Source organism: Caballeronia sp. EK (genome assembly GCF_014384845.1).
GTDB classification, from domain to species: Bacteria; Pseudomonadota; Gammaproteobacteria; order Burkholderiales; family Burkholderiaceae; genus Caballeronia; species Caballeronia jiangsuensis.
Genome location: NZ_JACSUE010000001.1, coordinates 334,344 through 353,605 on the forward strand (window position 1 = coordinate 334,344; position 19,262 = coordinate 353,605).

The following is a 19,262-nucleotide window of genomic DNA, read 5'->3' on the forward strand; positions in this document are numbered from 1 at the left end:
ACTCGGACGGTGGACTTATGAGCAAGTCGAATGGACCATGCCCGACCGCGCTGGTTACGGGCGGACGCAGGGGAATCGGCCGATCGATCTGTGTCGAACTGGCACGGCGCGGTTTCGATGTCGTGCTGACCGACGTGACCGATGACGAAGACGCGCACGCGACGTGCGACCTTATCCGCAACGAGGGACAAGATGCGCTTTTCGTTCGCAGCGACCTGAGCGATATCGAGTCGCACGCAGAGGTTGTGAACGCCGCGATAGGTTTCAAAGGCAGCTTGGAGTGCCTCGTGAATAACGCGGGCGTGGGTTCGCCAAGTCGCGGCGACCTCCTCGACGTTCGTTCAGACGCGTTCGACACCGTGCTCGGCATCAACCTTCGCGGCACGTTCTTCATGACGCAAGCTGTCGCGCGGCACATGATCGCGACGCCATCGAAACGTGCGCGCTCGATCGTGACGGTCTCGTCGGTCTCGGCGCAGATGGCCTCGACGGAGCGAGCGGAATACTGCCTGTCGAAATCCGCTTTGCCGATGCTTACGCAGCTTTTCGCGTTGCGACTGGCGAAGTCGAACGTCGGCGTCTTCGAAGTACGGCCCGGAATCATCCGCACGCCGATGACGGCAGGCGTCGCACAGAAGTACGAGGCCCGATTCGAGGAAGGGCTCGTCCCCGCGGCTCGTTGGGGTGAGAGCGAGGAAGTGGCCCGCGCGGTCGCAACGCTCGCCGATGGATCTCTTCCGTTCTGCACTGGCAGCGTGTTGCACGTTGACGGCGGCCTTTCGATCCCTGCATTTTGAGCGTGACCGACATGAATACGACGACATATGACTACGTGATCGTGGGCGGCGGCTCGGCTGGATGCGTGCTGGCGAATCGGTTGAGCGCGGACCCCGCGGTGAACGTGCTTCTTCTGGAAGCGGGCGGTTCGGATCGCCACCCGTTCTTTGCGATGCCGGCAGGCTTCGCGAAGATGACCAAGGGCATCGGGTCATGGGGCTGGCATACCGTGCCGCAGAAGCATCTCAACAATCGCGTTCTGCGCTTCACGCAAGCAAAGGTGATCGGCGGCGGCTCGTCGATCAACGCGCAACTCTATACGCGTGGTGTGCCCGCCGACTATGACGAATGGGTCAGCAAGGCCGGAGCGACGGGTTGGTCCTATCGCGAGGTACTGCCGTATTTCAAGCGTTCCGAAAACAACCAGCGCTTCGCGAATGAGTTCCACGCGTACGGCGGACCGTTGGGCGTCTCGAATCCGATCAGCCCGCTTCCTATCTGCGAAGCGTTCTTCCAGGCCGGGCAGGAGTTAGGCATTCCGTTCAACCCCGATTTCAACGGCGCTTCGCAAGAGGGCCTTGGGTACTATCAACTGACGCAACTTGACGCGCGTCGTTCGTCGGCAGCGACGAGCTTCATCAAGCCGGCGCTTGGACGACGTAACCTCACCGTGCAAATGGCCACGCGCACGTTGCGCGTCATCGTCGAGGGCCATCGCGCGGTGGGTGTCGAGGTAGTCGTCGGCGACAGCCGCGATACGCAAATCATTCGAGCCGCGAAAGAAGTGATCGTGTCTTCCGGCGCTATCGGCTCGCCGAAGCTTCTGCTGCAATCGGGCATCGGACCCGCAGCGCATGTTCAGTCTGTCGGGATCAAACCCGTCCATGATCTGCGCGGCGTCGGTGAAAATCTTCAGGATCACCTCGATCTGTTCGTCATTTCTGAATGCACGGGCGATCACACCTACGACAAATACAACAAGCTGCATCACGCTGCGTGGGCCGCGTTGCAATACCTCGTGCTGAAAAAGGGCCCGGTGGCGTCGAGTCTCTTCGAAACCGGCGGGTTCTGGTACGCAGACCGTGACTCGCCCGACCGCGACCGCTCGCCCGATATCCAGTTCCATCTGGGGCTCGGTTCGGGAATCGAGGCGGGTATGGCCAAGCTGCAGAACGCGGGCGTGACGCTGAACACGGCTTATCTTCGGCCACGGTCGCGCGGCACGGTTCGTCTCGCGAGCAGTAATCCCGCCGATGCGCCTCTGCTTGATCCTAACTACTGGTCGGACCCGCACGACAGGGATATGGCAATCAAGGGCTTGCGTTTGGCACGCGATATTCTCAGCGCGCCCGCCATGCGCCGCTTCGTGCAGAACGAAGTTCTTCCGGGATCGCGGGCCAACAGCGATCAGGAGCTTTTCGAGTACGCATGCGCAAATGCGAAGACCGACCATCACCCGGTGGGGACATGCCGCATGGGACAGGCAAACGATCCGGACGCGGTGGTCACGCCCGACTTGCGGCTGATCGGTCTCGATGGACTGCGCGTCGTCGATGCGTCGGTGATGCCTTTCGTGCCTTCCTGCAACACCAATGCGCCGACCATCATGGTCGCCGAGAAAGCAGCGGACATGATCATTCAATCCGCGTCTGCGAGCATCGCCGCGCCTACGGTTGCACCCGTCACGCACCTGTCCGACTTCGCCATTCCTTCCAGACACTGAGAGGTACAGCATGAACATCAATCTGCCACTGCAGGACGGTACGGTCCGGGCATATTCGCTACAGAATCTCGAGAACCAGCTTCCGGGATCGAACGCACCGACGTTCAACCGGATCGCGTATGCCGCCGCGCACGTCGTCATTGATCCGCGTTCTGCTTACGAGCCGTCGGGTGATGCACCCGCTGTCGATTGGGACGCCACGTTGGCATTCCGTACGTACCTTTATAGTCTCGGATTCAAGGTCGCCGAAGCGATGGACACTGCCCAGCGCGGCATGGGCATCGGCTGGCCTGTCGCGGCCGAATTGATCCGACGCAGCATCGCTCACGCGAAGTCGATTCCCGGCGCAGACCTCGCATGCGGCGCGGGCACCGATCATCTCGACGGCAAGAAAGCGCATTCTCTCGACGACATCGTTGCCGCTTACAACGAGCAGTTCGAGGTTGTCGAATCTGCGGGCGGCCGTCCGATCATGATGGCGAGCCGCGCGCTCTGCGCCGCTGCGCGCTCCGCCGACGACTACAAGTACGTCTACGAAAAAGTCGTCTCCGCGTCGCGCGAGAAAGTCGTGCTGCACTGGCTCGGCGATGCGTTCGATTCGGCGCTCGCCGGTTACTGGGGCAGCAGCGATGTCGATACCGCGATGGCCACGGTGCTCGACATCATCGGTCATCAAAAGGAGAGGATCGAAGGAATCAAGATCTCCCTGCTCAACGCGGAGTATGAACGGCAGTTGCGCTCGAAGTTGCCGGAAGGTGTCATCATGTTCACCGGCGACGACTACAACTATGGCGAACTCATCGCCGGTGACAACACAGGCAAGTCACATGCATTGCTCGGCATCTTCGATCCGATCGCGCCGGTGGCGTCGAAGGCGCTGGCATCGCTGGCCCGAAACGACATCGACACCTATCACGCGCTAATGGCGCCGACGGTCACGCTGTCTCGCGAACTCTTCGTCGCGCCGACTCAGTACTACAAGGCTGGCGTCGTGTTCCTTGCGTGGCTCAACGGACACCAGAACCATTTCTCGATGGCAGGCGCAATGCAATCGGCGCGATCGGCACTTCATTACGCGGACGTCTTTCGTAAAGCCGATGCTTCCGGCGTGCTGATCCGTCCAGAACTTGCAGCAAGGCGGATGAAGCATTTCATGCAGCTGGTCGCCGGCATAGAGAACTGAGCGCTCGACGATTACCAGATGCTACTGGCCGCCAGAATAGAGGTGCTTCATGTCTTCGTCGGAGGCGGGGCGAACGACGGTGCGCGATCCGGACGTGGATGAGCCGGATGGCATGCCGCCATACTCTGTCGCGTGATCGGTCGATACTCGTGCCTCAGCCGCCTGGATGTCGCCCGGATAACTTGCATCCGCGCTTTTGGCCGGATCATAGCCGGCCTGTTCGAGCTGTTGCAGCTCCGCACGCACCTGGGCACGCGTCAATGCCGGATCCGTCTGGGAGAACGCAGCGAGAGGCAAGGAAAGCGCCGACGCTGCGGCGACCGCGATAACGACTGATTTCATGACAACCTCCTCGTAAATGCCAGGCAGAAGATTCAGGTGCAAAGCGGCCGTTACGAAAGACAGGTCAAGTCTCGGCTCTGTGCACCGTCGTATCGATTGTCGGCCAGTGCCGATGCCGTCGACACCCACGTAGGTAGGCGAGCGCCCGAAATCGCGCCGCGAAGATGTAGGCATTCTTAAGCGAACAGATACATTCGTACCGCTACATTTGTATATCCGCATTCGAATGCGGTCCTGCTATTCTGTCTGGATGTCATGCTGCCGTATTCGCGGACGGCGACATTTCCGGATCGGGCATCGCGATGAGATCGTCAGACCTCTGGGTGCGCAGGTTCAGATCGGCGGCTCAGGAACGGGCGTTTCTGAGGGACTACGCGCAGCGCATGTCCGGACAGCGAAGACTCGCCATCGCGATCTTCACCGCGTTGTGGATCGTTTTTTCGATCCGTGACTTCGGGCGGATCGACATACTCGATCCCGCCCATCTGCACCACCACGAAATCATCTTCGCGAGAAGCGCCGCGGCCATCGGCATGAGCGTGGCCGTCGTACTATGGACGCCGCGCGCACTCGATGAACGCTGGGCCGTCGGGCTGCTCTGCCTGTGGACGCTCAGTGCGTGGCTCGCCACCTTGAGATTGCTGCAGATCGTGGACCTGCCGTGGCACGAACACTATTCGATCCTGACACTCACGCTGTTCACGATCTTCATGGCGTTCCGGCTACGCGTGGTCACCACAGTGTGGCTCGTCGGGCTGTGCATTGCGAGTTACCTGCTCATGCTGTTCCTCCAGCCTCCGGGTGAGAAGTTCGGCATGCACCTGTCGTCGGTGATCGCGCACGGCACGAGTCTGCCGCTGACGTATGCCATCGGTCTGCTCGTCAGTATTCCGCTGGAACGCTCGGCACGGCGCGAATTCATGTACCGCCGCACCTTGCGCGCGGCCAAGGCGCGCGTCGAAGCCACGTCGCGTGCGATCAACGAGCAGAACAAACGCATGCAGGAACTCGTCAAGGAGAAGGAGCGGTTCTTTTCGTCGGCGTATCACGACATCCAGCAGCCGCTCGCCGCGATCAACCTCTTCATCCGCAGCGCCCGGACGAGGATCAGGGACGGACACGCGGTGGATCGCGATCTCGACGTGATCGAAGAGACCGCGTCAGAGATCCTCGACATGTTCAAGGAGATCCAGGACTACAGCGAGCTGGGCTCGCAGGCTCCTCGCCTCGTGCCGGTCAATACGTTCGATCTGCTGACCGAAGTCCTCGAGCAATATCGGGAGACGGCCCAGTCGCGAGGAATCGATCTGAGACTCGCGAGGCGGCGAGTCGAGCCGCCGTCCATCGAGACCGACCGGTCGCTCTTCAAGCGGGCCGTATCCAATCTCGTATCGAACGCGATCAAGAACACGTCGTCGGGCGGCGTCGTGCTCGGCTGGGTGCAGGTGGATGACCGGTTGAGAGTCGATGTATGGGACACGGGAATCGGCATTGCACCGGCCTATCGGGAAGCTATTTTTGCCGAGTACTACCAGATCAACAATCCGGGACGCGACCGTTCGAAAGGGCTGGGACTGGGGCTGTCGATCGTGCAGCGGGTGGTTCGCATTCTTCCGGGACACGCCATGAGTTTCGCTTCGGTCGAAGGGCGCGGATCGCGCTTTTCGCTCTACGCGAGCACATCGGCATCGAAGCCGGCTGGCGGGACGCCCCAGCATGGCGAGCGCCACCGCCCCGATCTCGACGGCACGTTCATGCTGCTGTGCGACGATGAACCGATGGTCCTCGAAGGCCTGCGACGCCTCTTTTCGAGCGCGGGCGCGCTCGTGCAGGCCGCCGAATCGCTGGCCGGGTTCGAAGCCATTCTTGCCGATGACAGCCGCATTCCCGATCTCATCGTGACCGATATCCGGCTGCGCGATGGCGTCTCCGGCAAGGAGGTCGCAGACCGGATCAGGCGTCACTTCGCGTGGGCCGGCGTGATTCCCGTCGCTTTCATCACCGGCGAGTTGCTGTCCGTTCAGGTGCTGCGCGACTTCCCCGAGCCGTTCGTGCTGCTGCGCAAGTCGTCGGCGCCGGAAGACTTGCTGGCGGAGATCAGCCGCTTCGTTGCCGCCCATCGGCAGATGAATCCCGATCTCGCGACGGATCTGTCACCGGCAGCGTCCCGAGCTTGATGCCCTTGTCGGCCAGCATCACGATCAGTTCGGTGCGCCGCCGCAGATTGAAGTGCGCGAGCAGATGACTGATGTACTTGCGCACCGTGATGTCTTCGAGCCCCATCTTCGACGCGATGGCTTTGGACGGGAGGCCGCGCACGAGCCACGCGAGCGTTTCGTATTCGCGGGGCGTGAGTCCGAGATCCGGCGCGTCCCAACGTGCCGCGCCACCGTGCGTCGGCTGTGCATGCCCTGATTCGCGTGCCGGCGCCTCGGCCATGTCGATCGTGCGCCTCAACCCGGCGATGCTCGCCGCGGGCAGGTAGACGCCGCCCGAAAGCACGGCGACGATCGCGGCATGGAGCGCTTCGGGCGACGACGATTTCGGCACGTAGCCCATCGCGCGCAGTGCGAGGCATCGACTGACCGTCTCCATGCGCTCATCGGCCGATACCACGACCACGGGCAAGGACGGTCGTGCGTCTTTCAGGCGGACCAGCGCGTCGCAACCGTGCCCGTCGGGAAGTTCGAGGTCCAGAAACACGATGTCCGGATGATCGATCATCGCCGAATCGACTCCATGCGACAACGTGCTCGCATGCAGCAGTTCGACATGCGGAAAAAGCTCCTTGATGAGCAGTGCAAAACCGGCTCTGAAGAGCTCGTGATCATCGATGAGCAGCACGCGCATCGCATCGTCTCCCTGACGGTACTCGAATAACTTTATACGCGGTTTACGGCTGGGACGTGGTTATTCGATCCCTGTCGATCAAGATTCCCTGCGACCTTCGACGTACACCGTCTAGCCGATAGGTTCGATATCCCGCGGATTGTAGGCTCATGCAATCGCACGAGATTCGGCGTGGCACGCAAGCAGTGTCGCCTTGAACGAGGATGTGCGATATCGAGCGTGCTCGTCGACTGACCTCGATATTCGGCACGCGCAATTTACCAGCAATGAAGGAGCGAAGCATGGAAATGAAAGCGCACGATCCGTCCCCGGAACAAGCGGTCACTCATGAAGTGAGCGCCGACCATCACGGCGTCGTTCAGACTCGTCTGTCCGGCACCATGACTGGCGTGGCGTATCGCTACGATGCGTGGCCCTCGCTGCACGGCGAGGTGTCGTTCGGGTTCAACGCAGGCCCGATCCAGGCAGGATCACACGTGTTCGTGTCCGTCAGCGAATGCGATAACGGCGGCAACCGCTTCATGGGTTCTGCCATCTACACCGTGCAAAACATCGTGGTGAAGCCGGGCCGTACCGAGTTCCGCATCAATATCGGATGGAATTCGCCGCTTCGGGTATCGACCGATATTCTCGTCATCAATCCGTAAGTTTCGCCGCGCGGCCTGTCTCTTCGTACATCAAGTAGTTCGGATGGCGAAGTAATGCGCGAGAGACGAGCTTTTGCGCGAGGAGACCTCACGTACAGAGGGCGCAACAGAAAGCGCAGAAGCAACCGAGCGCCGCGCCCCGATTCGCACACGATCCCGCATTGGTATTGCACGTCCGTATCGCGCGTCACGAAGCCGCCGCGGCCGGGTAGCCTGGCGACGCCCGCTAGCATATAGCCGAGCGGGGCGCCCTAGCGCAGAGTTCAAAGCCTGCCGCTACGTTTGGCTTATCGATGCGCGCGCACGCCACGTGCGCGCGCTTTTCGTTTGCCGGCGCGTTCGATTCGCATGCTTCACGCATGCGCCTTCTCTGAGGCGCCGCCGATATCCGACTGCAGCGCGACGAACCCGCGTCTGCTCCCACGCACGCCGGATCGGCTTAAACTACCTTCAGACCTACCTCAATTTCTTCGTCAGATGGAAAACGCAAATCACGCCGCGGGCAACCCGACCGCAGCGCACCGCGCGAAGCCTGCGCTCGACTTTCCGGTTGTCGGCATTGGCGCATCGGCAGGCGGCATTCAGGCCTTGATCCGGTTCTTCGAACACATGCCACGGGATCCGGGCATGACGTTCGTGATCGTGCTTCACCTCTCGCCTTCGCACGAAAGTCAGGCCGACATCGTTCTGCGGCGCGTCACGCGCATGCCGGTTTCGCAGGTGACCGGAGCCACGCCCATCGAAAAAAATCATGTCTATCTGATTTCTCCGGCGACCGCGCTATCGATGAACGATGGCTACCTGTCCGCCACGCCGGCAGAGCGCGGGCGAGGCCGCGGGCGAGGGCGGGCCGTCGCGATCGACCTGTTTTTCCGCAGCCTCGCCGAAGCACACGGCGAGCGTGCGATCAGCGTCATCCTGTCAGGGTCGGGCAGCGACGGCGCAATAGGCATCGGCCGCATCAAGGAGTGCGGCGGCGTCACGCTGGCCCAGTCGCCGGAAGATGCCGAGTATGGAGAGATGCCGGCCAATGCGATGGCAACCGGCCAGGTCGACATCGTGTTGCCGGTGGTCGACATCCCGCAGAAGCTGATCGAACTGAATGAGAACGCTCGTTCGATCGTTTTGCCGTCAGCCGATATTGAGCCGGCAGGGGCGGAACCCGACCCGGCGGAGGACGGCACGGTCTCGGCGGAACACGCGCTGCAACGCATTCTGAAGACGCTGCGCATCCGCACCGGCCATGACTTCCGGCACTACAAGCGCGCCACCGTATTGAGGCGAATCGAGCGCCGTTTGCAGGTCAACGGCCTGCCGGACCTGCTGGCCTATCAGCGCTTCGTCGAAACGCATCCGGAAGAAACGGGCGCGCTGCTTCGCGACATGCTGATCGGCGTGACGAACTTCTTTCGCGACCGTGACGCGTTTGAGGCCGTCGAGCGTCAAATCGTGCCGGCCGTCATCGAGAGGAAGACAGAAGGCGATCCGATTCGCGTATGGGTCGCCGGATGTTCCACAGGTGAAGAGGCCTACTCGCTCGCCATGCTGTTCAGCGAGCGCAAGGCGACGGGCGCCGAGTTACCGAGACTTCAGGTATTCGCAACGGACCTCGACCAGCAGGCGATCGAACTCGCGCGCACGGGCAGCTACCCGGAGTCGGTGCTGACCGACATCCCGCCCTCGCGCCTGCGGCGTTTCTTTACGCTGGAACGCGGCCGCTATGTCATCAACAAGGCCCTGCGCGACAGCGTGCTGTTCGCGCCGCACAACGTGCTGCGCGATCCGCCGTTCTCGCATCTCGATCTAGTGTCGTGCCGCAATTTGCTGATCTATCTCGACCGGACCGTGCAGCGTCAGGTGCTCGAAACCTTCCATTTCGCGCTTCAGCCTGGCGGTTTGCTGTTTCTGGGGACCTCGGAGTCGGTCGACATCGCGGACGATCTGTTCAGCACGGTCGACAAGAAGAACCGGATTTATCGGGCGAGGATGCTGCCCACGAAAGTCCCCGTGATCTCGTCGCCGGCGGTGACCGGCAACCAGGCGGCCGCGCCGCGTGCGCTCGCGCCGGCGCCCATGCGCGACTCGGCGAGCCTGACTTTCGCGAGCCTTCATCAGCAGGCGATCGAACGCTACGCACCGCCGAGCGTGCTGGTGGACCGCAACGCGGAGATCCTGCACATGTCCGATGAAGTCGGGCGGTTCCTGCGCTATGTCAGTGGCGAGCCCTCGCACAATCTGCTCACGCTCATCAATCCTGACCTCGGGCTCGAACTTCGCACCGCGCTCTTTCAGGCGCTGCAAAACGGCAGGAGCGTCGATGCGGAGCGCGTGCGCTTCTCGCGCGGCGACACGCATTCCTACGTGACCATGACCGTTCGTCCGTTCAACGACGCGACGAACTCGCCGGAGTTCTGCACGATTTTCTTCGATGAAGTCGATGAGACGACCCGGCCCGACGAAGCAGCGCAAGACGGCGCGGATCAGAATCCCCTCGTCGCGCATCTCGAGGGCGAACTGCATCGCACCAAGGAACTGCTGCGACTGAGCATCGAGCAATCCAACGCATCGAACGAGGAACTGAAGGCGTCGAACGAAGAACTTCAGGCGATCAACGAAGAGATGCGCTCGGCGACCGAAGAACTCGAAACGAGCAAGGAAGAACTGCAATCGGTCAACGAGGAACTCGTCACCGTCAATAGCGCGCTTCAGCTCAAGGTCGAAGAAACGGCGAAGGCCAACGACGATCTGCAAAACCTCATCGCGTCGACGGGCATCGCCACGATTTTTGTCGACAGCGACATGCGCATCAAGCGATTCACGGCGCCCGCCGTCAGGTTGTTCAACCTGATCGAATCGGACATCGGACGTTCGCTGTTCGACCTCACGCATCGCCTGATTTACCCGGAGCTGGCCGTCGACGCGAGTGCCACTTTCCAGAGCCTGCAGATCACGCAACGCGAAGTCGGCACGACGAGCGGCGAATGGTATCTGGTCCGGCTGCTGCCTTACCGTACCGCCGAAGACCGCATCGATGGCGCGGTGCTGACGTTGATCGACGTCACGGAGCGGCGCGTGGCCCAGCACGAGGTTCGCCTGGGAGAGGAACGGCTCAAGCTCGCCGCACTCGCCACAGACGATTACGCGATCATCGTGCAGGACCTGGACGGCAGAATCGTGAGCTGGAACAAGGGCGCGCAGCGCGTGTTCGGTTACGACGAACGGGAGGTGCTGGGCAAGCCCGTCGATCTCATCTTCACGCCGGAGGATCGCGCGCAGGATGTCGCGCTTCGGGAACGCGAGACCGCGAAGGCGATCGGCCGGGCGGAAGATGAACGGTGGCATCAACGCAAGGATGGCCGGCGAATCTATTGCAGCGGGGTGATGACCACCATCACCAGCGAGGGCTTCAACGGACTGGCCAAGATCGTCCGCGACATGACCGACAGGAAGAGCGTAGAGAGTCAGCAGCAATTGCAGCTCGAGATCGAGCGAGCGACGCGTGCCCAGGCGGAATCCGTCAATCGGCAGAAGGACGAGTTCTTCGCGGTGCTCTCACACGAACTCAAGAATCCGCTGAATCTCATCCACGTGAAGGCTGAACTGCTCGGTCGTGCGCCGGATGCAAGGCACATTCCGCTGGTTCAGAGTGCGGCCGAGGCCATTCAGCGCTCGGTGATCAGTCAGGCGAAGATCATCGACGATCTGCTCGACCTGTCGCGGGTGCGCACGGGAAAGCTCGCGCTGAATTTCGCCGACGTCGATCTCGCGGCTGTCGTTCGCTCTGTAACGGAAGCCTGCGCCAGCGATGCAAGGAATAGCGGCATTGCCCTGAGTACGTCGCGGACCGAGACTGCGCTCGTCATCCAGGCCGATACCGTGCGCGTCGAACAGATGCTATGGAATCTGCTTCGCAACGCGCTGAAATTCACGCCTTACGGAGGCAGTATCAGGGTCGTGCTGTCCGAAGACAATCGCTTCGCCTGCATCGAAGTGACGGACTCGGGCAAGGGCATTGCGCCGGAGTTCCTGCCCAAGGTCTTCGACATGTTCAGTCAGGCGGAAGGAAGCGTCAAACGTGACAGCGGCGGACTCGGGATCGGTCTGTCGCTCACGAAGCAACTGGCGGAAATGCATGGCGGAAGGATCGAAGGGGAATCGGCCGGGATCGGTCGAGGCGCCTGTTTCCGGTTGTGGTTGCCCAAGAATTCGCCTTTTGCCACGCGCGCGAAGATGACGGGCGTCGCCGACCCGAGCATCCTCAGGGGGCTGAGGATCCTGCTCGTGGACGATTCGATCGAAGGCCTCGAAGCGTTCGGCGCGCTGCTCGAACTCGAAGGCGCCGAGGTCACCGCCGAGTCGAGTGCGCGAAAAGCGGTCGCCCTGGCGATGGATGGTCAGTTCGATCTGATCTTGTCGGACATCGCCATGCCCGACATGAGCGGGTACGAATTAATCGAAGCACTGCGCGAGCAACCCAATACCGCGAACGTTCCAGCCATAGCGCTGACGGGGTTCGGGCGCGATCAGGATGCTGCGCGTGCGTTGCGCGCCGGCTTCGATGCGCATATCGGAAAGCCAGTGACGTTGAGTGCGTTACTGGCTGTCCTCGGAGCGAACATGCTGCGACCGTAGCAAGCCGGCGCGTGCGCTTTACTAGAAGCGGTCGCCTTCGAAACCGGGCAATGCCTGCGTTCCTTCGATCTCGACCGAATGCAGACGCCTTGCATCCACGCCGAGAAGTCTCAGCATGGTCGGCGCGACCTGCGTCGTCAGCACGCGGTCATCGACCGTGCGGCCCGCGTGCTTCACGCCCGGCGCGTACACGATCAGGCCGAGGTGACCGTCGTCGGGTGCGTTGCCGCCGTGCTCTTCATCCTTCGATCCGCTCGACGTATAGATCACACCCGGATTCGGCTGCACGATGATGTCCGGCGTGCGCCCCTCGCGCGGATCGCCGAAAGCGGCCGCGATGCGCGGACCATAGAGCAGATAGGCATGGGGCCCATCCGCGCAGATGCCCGGCGCGTTACAGCTCAGATTGTCCTTGAGCGACTTCACGGCTTGCGCCAGTTGATGCTGATCGCGCAGCCAGATGAGACTGACATCGTCGCTTTGCACAAAGCCCGTGTCGACGAGGCCGCTACCATCGTTCAGGTTGCCGGTCTTCGTCGCATTCTGGCCGTAGTTGCCCTTCGGATCGAGATAGTTGTTCGCCTGAAGCAGCGCCGCGACCGTATCGCCATTCTTCACGAGCTTGCTGTGATCGGTCGGCGACTGGCCGTGCTTGGCCGTCACGATGATCGCCGTGGACCGGTACAGCCCGCGCTGCTTCAGTTCCGACACGATGCGCCCGAGCGATGCATCGACATAAGCGATGGCCGCGCTCACCTGCGGACCCGGCGTGAAGCTCGCGTCGAGATAGCCGCCGTTCGTTGCCACCGTGGCCTTCTGCGCGACGCTCAGCGTCTGGAAGTTCGCGCCGAAGATGGTCGGAACGCCGGGCGCGGCGTCGCCTGCCGAACTCTTGCCGTCGATCTGGTTGATGAGCGCCTGCACATGGAGATCGTCGAAGACTTCGGTGTGCGTGTAGATGTCGGTGTAGTTCGTGTTCGTCTTCGGGTCGATCGCGTTGATCTCGGTGCGCATGAGGTCGTCGACGCCCGTACCCGACGGTCCGTTCAGCCAGTCGTAGCCCCACGCATGTTTGTCGGCCCACGCCGTGCGCGCCTGCGGCACGCGCGCCTTAATGACTTCGAAGACGGTGTTGGTCTTCACATAATCGTGCGGATAAACGGGCTTGCAGACGCCATCGACTTTCGCATGAGGAATCGCTTGCGGATTGAATGCATTGCCGCCGTCGAGATGCACGAGTGCGCCGCCGTTCTGGGCATCGATGCCGGTGGTTTCGTCGAAGACCACATTCCAGCCCTGCGCGCCGCTGCAGTTGGTGTCGGACGGGGCGTACAGGGTGCGGTCGTACGACACGTCGTAAAAGAGTCCGGTCGTCTTGGGCGAACCGCCGGTCACGAGTGCGGCGAGACCGGGAAAGGAATCGGACAGCCCCGGCGTATGAGCATTGGTGTAAGTGACGCCGTCCCTGGCGAGCAGCGCAATGTTGGGACACGCATTGGATGCCACGCAGCGCGCGACGTCCTGTTCGTGCAGACCGTCGAAGCTGATGAGAATCACATGCTTCGTGACGGCGCGGTCATCATGATCCGAACGGCGATGATCGCGGTCGTCCGCCCTTGCATGCGACGCGTTGAATGTAGCCGCCGCGAGAATCGCGACGACGAGAGGGCTGTGCCTGAGGGTGCGTCTGTTCGTCTTCTTCATGTCTCACCTTGTTGTCAATTGATGAAGCTTTCGCAGAGGCCTATCAATTTGCGGTGCAATTGCGGCGTGTCCATGAACAAGGGCTTTCGTTTGACTGTCTTCTGCGTACTTTATTTTTCGTCGGATGCGGTCGTTGTTAAGGATTTCATAAGGAGTGTTGTGCTTCGCGGGGGTAAGAAATGGCCGCGCGGCGATTGCCCGGCTTCTGTTCTCCATCGAGATTCGCAGGAAAATCGTCTGACTGAATCATCCCCAGATAACAGATTTGTAATTCAGCCTGCGTAAGGCGCGCGTAGAATTGCTTGCAGACGAACTGGAGCAAACGGGACTGCCAGAATGCGGGTACTCATTGTCGAAGACGAGCAGAAGGCGGGCGCCTACATAAAAAAGGGCCTCGAAGAAGCGGGTTATTTTGTCGACGTCGTTGGCGACGGCGCCGAGGGCCTCATTCTCGCGAAAGAAGAGAACTACGATGTGATCGTTCTCGATGTCATGCTGCCGTCGATGGACGGCTGGTCCATCGTCAAGAACCTGCGCGAGTCGAAGTCGACGCCCGTTCTCTTTCTGACCGCGCGCGATGACGTGGCGGACCGCGTGCGTGGCCTGGAGCTGGGCGCCGACGACTATCTGGTCAAGCCGTTCGCCTTTGTCGAACTGCTCGCGCGGGTGCGCTCACTTGCGCGTCGCGGTCCGCCTCGGGAGAGCGACCTCATCGTTCTCGGTGATCTGGAAATCGACATCACGCGGCGGCGCGTCAAGCGCGCGGGCAAGCGCATCGATCTCACGCCGCGCGAATTTGCGCTGCTTCAACTGCTCGCGAGGCGGCACGGCGAAGTATTGAGCCGCACGCAGATTGCGTCATACGTCTGGGACATGAACTTCGACAGCGACACCAACGTGGTGGAAGTCGCGATACGAAGACTCCGCGCGAAGATCGACGACGAATTCGCCACCAAGCTGATTCAGACCGTTCGCGGTGTGGGTTACGTCATCGCGCTGGAAGACTCCGCGTGATCAGGCCACGTTCGCTGACCACCACACTTGCTCTGGCGTTCGCGGCGACCACACTGGCGGTATTCGGGCTTGTCGGCACTTTCGTCTACCTTGCGCTGGAACAACAGGTCAAGGTTCAGGACGATCTCGATATCGTGCTCGCGGCCCGGCACACACGCCGCCTCGCCGACGAGCTGAGCGATTACGCCGATATTCTGCGGCATCGAGAGCGACTCGAAAGCCAGGTGCTCGGCAACGAAGCACTATCGCTGCGAATCTCGGACTCGGCCGGAAAGACGCTTGTGCAACACAACGTCGATCCGGCGATTGGCACGCTCGAGATGCCCGCCGCCGCGGTGCCTGCCAACGCCCAGATCACGGAGCGTGCCATCGCGCCGCTCGCCACCGCCGGCGGTGCGCTGATTCGCGCGCTCGCCGTCGATGCCGCGCTGCAGAACGGAACGATCGCGACCATCGTCGTCATGCGCGACATGCACGATCGCTGGCTGTTGCTGGATCGATACCGCGACAAGCTGCAACTGGCGGGCGTGCTCGGCGTTCTGCTGGCATTCTGCATCGGCTATTTTCTCGTGCGCCGCGCGATGCAGCCGGTGCGTGAAATGGCGGTCAACGCAGCCAGCATCACCGCGGACAAGCTCGATACCCGCATCGAAGCGTCGCGCGTCCCCATTGAACTCGAACCGCTCGTCGTGTCGCTGAACGGGATGCTCGCCCGACTGGAGAGCAGCTTTCAACGACTCTCGCAGTTCACCGCCGATCTCGCGCACGACATGCGCACGCCGCTTTCGAACATGCGCGGCGCGATGGAGGTGGCGCTTGCGCGGCCACGCCCGGTCGAGGAGTATCAGGCGACACTCGAGTCCGGCCTCGAAGAATGCGAGCGGCTTTCGCGGATGATCGAGAACGTGCTGTTCCTCGCGCGCGCCGAGCATCCGCAGTTTTCGAAGAACATGCGCGTCATCGATGGCGGCAAGGAATTGCAGCATATCGCGGACTACTTCGAGGGATTGGCGGACGATGCCGGTGTTCACATCGTCGCGTGCGGGTCCGCGACGTTGCGGGTCGATGTGGAACTCTTCAGGCGCGCGGTCAGCAACCTGCTTGCCAACGCGATGCGATTCACGCCGGCGCAAGGCATGATCACGCTGTCGATCCACAGCGCGGAAGACCGGGTCCGCGTATGCGTCGAGAACGAAGGCGCGCCTATTGATCCTTCCTTGCTCGAACGGATCTTCGATCGCTTCTACCGGGCGGATCCGTCGCGCGGTGCATCGGGGACGACCGCGGGATCGGCCGGACTCGGACTTGCAATCGTTCGCACGATCATGGACCTGCACGGTGGCCGTGCGCACGCCGAGAGCGATGCGCGCAGCACGCGGTTCATACTGACCTTCCCGGTCGTGGAAGCGTCTGACCTGCCCGAAGGCGGCAGCGTTTCACGCGCTCAGATTTCAAACTTGTAACGTCAGCGTCAGACTTTCGGCAGTGCTCCGAATCCAGAATAACTTCAACGTCGGCATTCATTGAAGCCGGTGTCGCGAAGGTAAATTGCACTCGGGCAAGACCCTCGTCTTCTATTCGGAGAGGGAACACCATGAAAGCTATCGCATGTGTCGTGCTGGCAGTAACAACGCTGCTGCCGTTCAGCGCTTTCGCGCAAACCACGGGCGGGCAGGTGACACGCGCGGAAGTGCGGGCCGATCTCGCGCAACTGGAAGCGGTCGGATATCGGCCGAGCACGCATGACGCGGATTATCCCAATGCGCTCATGTCCGCCGAGGCGAAAGTCGCAGCGATGCAAGGCCACAACGCCGCGTATGGCGGCGATCAGGGCGGCGCGCAACAAGTGGGTAGCGCAGGCGCGCAATAACTTGTGAAGCGGCATCGCCGCGAAACTCATTCAATCGAATCACATTAGTCGAGTCATCGGCTTATATTCACGCACTCCTTAAGGATTAAGATCATGAAAAAGACTGTTTTGCTTCTTCTCGCTTCATTGGCTATCGGTGTGGCGGGGCAGGCGTCCGCGCAGACCAGCGGAATCACGCGCGCCGAAGTCAAGCAACAACTGGTTCAAGCCGAAGCGCAGGGTCTGTTGCCTGCGAACGGCGTCGACTATCCGCCGAACGCGGCCGCCATCGCACGGAACAAGGCCGCCTTTCAGGCGCGAGAGCAAGCGCATGCCGCGGCAACGGGTTACGGCGGAGCAGCGGACGGTCAGACGTCGAACTGAACGCTGGCGCGTGTTATGTGCTTTTTCTAAGAAATGCAGAATTTCTTGGAGAGAGCGCGTGACACGCTTCTGGCTTTTCGCTGGATCCCGTATTCGTGTCGGTCTATTGGCACTGCCCCTCCCCGGGGCGGGGGTCACTTTCTTTGCTGCTGCAAAGAAAGTAACCAAAGAAAGCAGCTTCTCACCGCCCGCGGTCACACGCACGTTGGCCATGCTTGCCAGCCCGCGGTGGCCCTCGCCTAAGTGTCGCCCTCGAAGGACCAACCGGGCTTGGCTCGCGCACGGTCTGCCACCCCAAATGTTTTAGCGCGCTGGTTCAGCACAAAAGAGCTTCGGCACAGCGCTACGCGCTGCCGTTGGGTATGCGAGGGAAACCATCGAAGAAGAAGCGCGCGCGCACCCGATTGACCCCTCAGCCGCGAAGCGGGCTGGAGCTATTTGGTGCTGAACCAGTTTCTTATGTGGTGCGATGTATCAGACCGTGCGCGGTCCAAGCCCTTGTCTGCTTGTGGGGGCACTCGCTACTGCCGGGCCATTAGGCCAATCGCCTGTGCCGCGGCCGGCATGAAGTGCTTAGGCTGGGGATAGCTGTTTCTTTGGTTACTTTCTTTGCAGCAGCAAAGAAAGTGACTGCCGCCCCGCACAGGGGCAGTGCTAATAGACCACTAAGAAATCGGGATCCAGCGAAAACGCCCTCATCAGGCCACATTGCCAAGCCCGATATCACTGATCTGCGCGTACCCGCCAGTCGCCGCCCAGCGCGACCAGGAGGCCCACGGAGGCGACGGCCCGGCGCGCATCGATCTGCTCGGCGGTGCGTTCGTTGGTGAGCGCAATGGTCTGCGCGGTCACGACATCCAGATAACTCACGGCGCCGGCATCGAAACGATTCGTCACGAGCTTCAGCGAGAGCGCCGCCGCGTCCGATGCCAAGCGTTGACTGCGTGCTTCGTCCGCAAGTGCGTTGAGCGCGGTGAGGTTGTCCTCGACTTGCTGGAACGAAGTCAGCACGGTTTGCCGGTAATCCGCGACATAGCCGTCATAGCGCGCATGCGCGCTCGCAAGCGATGCCTTCCGACGCCCGCCATCGAACAAGGTGCCCGCAAGCTGCGGACCGAGTGACCAGAAGAGACTCGGCGCGGTGAGCCAGGGCGCGAAGAAGCTCGACTCCAGACCCGCGCTCGCGCTCAGGATCAGATCGGGAAAGAACGCCGCGCGCGCCTCGCCGATTTGCGCATTCGCCGCGAACACGCGGCGTTCCGCTGCGGCGATGTCCGGCCTGCGTTCGAGCAATTGCGAAGGCAGCGCCTGCGGAATGTCCGGCAACAGGAAGGCTTGCTTGCGCGCGGGTATCGAGAAGGTCGAAGCCGGTTCGCCGATGAGCGTCGCAATCGCATGTTCGAGCATCGCGCGTTGCGAGGCGGCCTCGGTTGACTGCGTGCGCGTGCTTTCCAGTTGCGCCTGCGCCTGCGCCACCGCCGATGCATCGATCGCGCCGCTCGCAAGTTGCCGCTTCAGCAGTTGCAGGGCGGCGTCATAGGCGGTGACGGAATCGTCGAGAAGCTGCTTCTGAGTATCGAGCGAGCGCAGATTGAAATAGTCCACCGCGAGCTGACTCGAAAGCGACAGACGCAGCGCTTCGACATCGGCGGCGCTCGCCTCGGCGCTGGCTTGCGCGTCGAGCGTGGCATCGTGTATTCGGCCGAAAAGATCCGGTTCCCACGACGCCGATACGCCTGTCGAATAGTCGGAGATGGTCTGTCCCGCCAGCGATTTGCCGAGCAGATTCTGCGATGTGCGGTAGCGGCTCTGCGCCACGCCGGCTGTCACTGTCGGGAAGAAACCCGCGCGCTGATAGTCGACCATGGCGCGCGCTTCCTGCAACGAAGAGACGGCTTTCTTCAGCGACTGATTCGAGACGTTCACACGCGCTTCGAGATCGTCGAGTTGCGGGTCCTTGAATGCCGTCCACCAGGGGCCGCGCGGTGTCGAATCGGCGGGAGCGGCAACCGACCATTGCGGTGAGCCCGCGAAATGCGCCGGAACGGCGACCTCCGGTGTCTGATACGGCGGCACGGTCGAGCAAGCGGCGAGCGTCACGCAGACGAGGGCAGCGGCGCAACGGCGCAGCGCGAAAGGGACACGTTTCATTCTGTC

Annotated in this window: 14 protein-coding genes; 10 read left to right on the top strand and 4 right to left on the bottom strand. The window is 61.7% G+C overall.

Features of this window, described 5'->3' with window-relative positions; all coding sequences use genetic code 11:
* Positions 1 to 17 precede the first annotated feature (17 nt).
* From IAG25_RS01445 to IAG25_RS01455, 3 genes are read left to right on the top strand one after another with little or no spacing between them, the layout of a single operon-like run.
* Positions 18 to 797 (top strand): 3-ketoacyl-ACP reductase, encoded by a 780-nt coding sequence (locus IAG25_RS01445; RefSeq protein WP_187603183.1) that lies wholly within the window; start codon positions 18 to 20, stop codon positions 795 to 797.
* Positions 798 to 808: 11 nt separating this feature from the next.
* Entirely contained in the window at positions 809 to 2,500 is a 1,692-nt protein-coding gene (locus IAG25_RS01450) for a GMC family oxidoreductase (RefSeq protein ID WP_187603184.1), read from the top strand.
* 10 nt (positions 2,501 to 2,510) lie between these two features.
* The gene (locus IAG25_RS01455; protein WP_187603185.1) at positions 2,511 to 3,683 is read left to right on the top strand and encodes a dihydrodipicolinate synthase family protein; all 1,173 of its coding nucleotides are present in this window, start codon (positions 2,511 to 2,513) and stop codon (positions 3,681 to 3,683) included.
* 21 nt (positions 3,684 to 3,704) lie between these two features.
* On the opposite strand, the gene IAG25_RS01460 is transcribed toward IAG25_RS01455, so the two are convergent.
* Positions 3,705 to 4,025, bottom strand: coding sequence for a DUF4148 domain-containing protein (locus IAG25_RS01460; RefSeq protein WP_187603186.1), 321 nt, complete (start codon positions 4,023 to 4,025; stop codon positions 3,705 to 3,707).
* Positions 4,026 to 4,327: 302 nt separating this feature from the next.
* Between IAG25_RS01460 and IAG25_RS01465 the strand changes: the two genes are divergently transcribed.
* Complete coding sequence (locus IAG25_RS01465) at positions 4,328 to 6,202, top strand: ATP-binding response regulator (RefSeq protein WP_187603187.1); 1,875 nt, start codon at positions 4,328 to 4,330, stop codon at positions 6,200 to 6,202.
* Here IAG25_RS01465 and IAG25_RS01470 read toward each other — a convergent pair.
* A complete protein-coding gene (locus IAG25_RS01470) occupies positions 6,123 to 6,875 on the bottom strand; it encodes a response regulator (protein WP_187603188.1) in 753 nt (250 codons plus the stop codon). The two genes, IAG25_RS01465 and IAG25_RS01470, sit on opposite strands and share 80 nt — an antisense overlap.
* Positions 6,876 to 7,078: 203 nt before the next feature.
* On the opposite strand from IAG25_RS01470, the gene IAG25_RS01475 reads away from it, so the two are divergent.
* On the top strand, positions 7,079 to 7,522 hold the full coding sequence (locus IAG25_RS01475) for a hypothetical protein (RefSeq protein ID WP_187603189.1): 444 nt from the start codon (positions 7,079 to 7,081) through the stop codon (positions 7,520 to 7,522).
* Positions 7,523 to 7,999: 477 nt separating this feature from the next.
* A complete protein-coding gene (locus tag IAG25_RS01480; RefSeq protein ID WP_187603190.1) occupies positions 8,000 to 12,154 on the top strand; it encodes a CheR family methyltransferase in 4,155 nt (1,384 codons plus the stop codon).
* Positions 12,155 to 12,175: 21 nt separating this feature from the next.
* Here IAG25_RS01480 and IAG25_RS01485 read toward each other — a convergent pair whose 3' ends face one another.
* Entirely contained in the window at positions 12,176 to 13,858 is a 1,683-nt protein-coding gene (locus IAG25_RS01485; RefSeq protein ID WP_187603191.1) for an alkaline phosphatase family protein, read from the bottom strand.
* 336 nt (positions 13,859 to 14,194) lie between these two features.
* On the opposite strand from IAG25_RS01485, the gene IAG25_RS01490 reads away from it, so the two are divergent.
* The 4 genes from IAG25_RS01490 to IAG25_RS01505 all read left to right on the top strand — a co-directional run bounded on the left by IAG25_RS01490 (position 14,195) and on the right by IAG25_RS01505 (position 17,105).
* Positions 14,195 to 14,872, top strand: a complete 678-nt coding sequence (locus IAG25_RS01490; RefSeq protein ID WP_035500116.1) for a heavy metal response regulator transcription factor — start codon at positions 14,195 to 14,197, stop codon at positions 14,870 to 14,872.
* On the top strand, positions 14,872 to 16,335 hold the full coding sequence (locus IAG25_RS01495; protein WP_187603702.1) for a heavy metal sensor histidine kinase: 1,464 nt from the start codon (positions 14,872 to 14,874) through the stop codon (positions 16,333 to 16,335). Before IAG25_RS01490 ends, IAG25_RS01495 begins: the two co-directional genes overlap by 1 nt.
* A gap of 131 nt (positions 16,336 to 16,466) precedes the next feature.
* Entirely contained in the window at positions 16,467 to 16,742 is a 276-nt protein-coding gene (locus tag IAG25_RS01500) for a DUF4148 domain-containing protein (RefSeq protein ID WP_187603192.1), read from the top strand.
* A 93-nt stretch (positions 16,743 to 16,835) separates the two neighbouring features.
* Entirely contained in the window at positions 16,836 to 17,105 is a 270-nt protein-coding gene (locus IAG25_RS01505) for a DUF4148 domain-containing protein (protein ID WP_051626757.1), read from the top strand.
* A gap of 723 nt (positions 17,106 to 17,828) precedes the next feature.
* Here IAG25_RS01505 and IAG25_RS01510 read toward each other — a convergent pair.
* Positions 17,829 to 19,256: an efflux transporter outer membrane subunit gene (locus IAG25_RS01510; RefSeq protein WP_187603193.1), complete on the bottom strand. Its 1,428-nt coding sequence runs from the start codon at positions 19,254 to 19,256 to the stop codon at positions 17,829 to 17,831.
* Positions 19,257 to 19,262 lie beyond the last annotated feature (6 nt).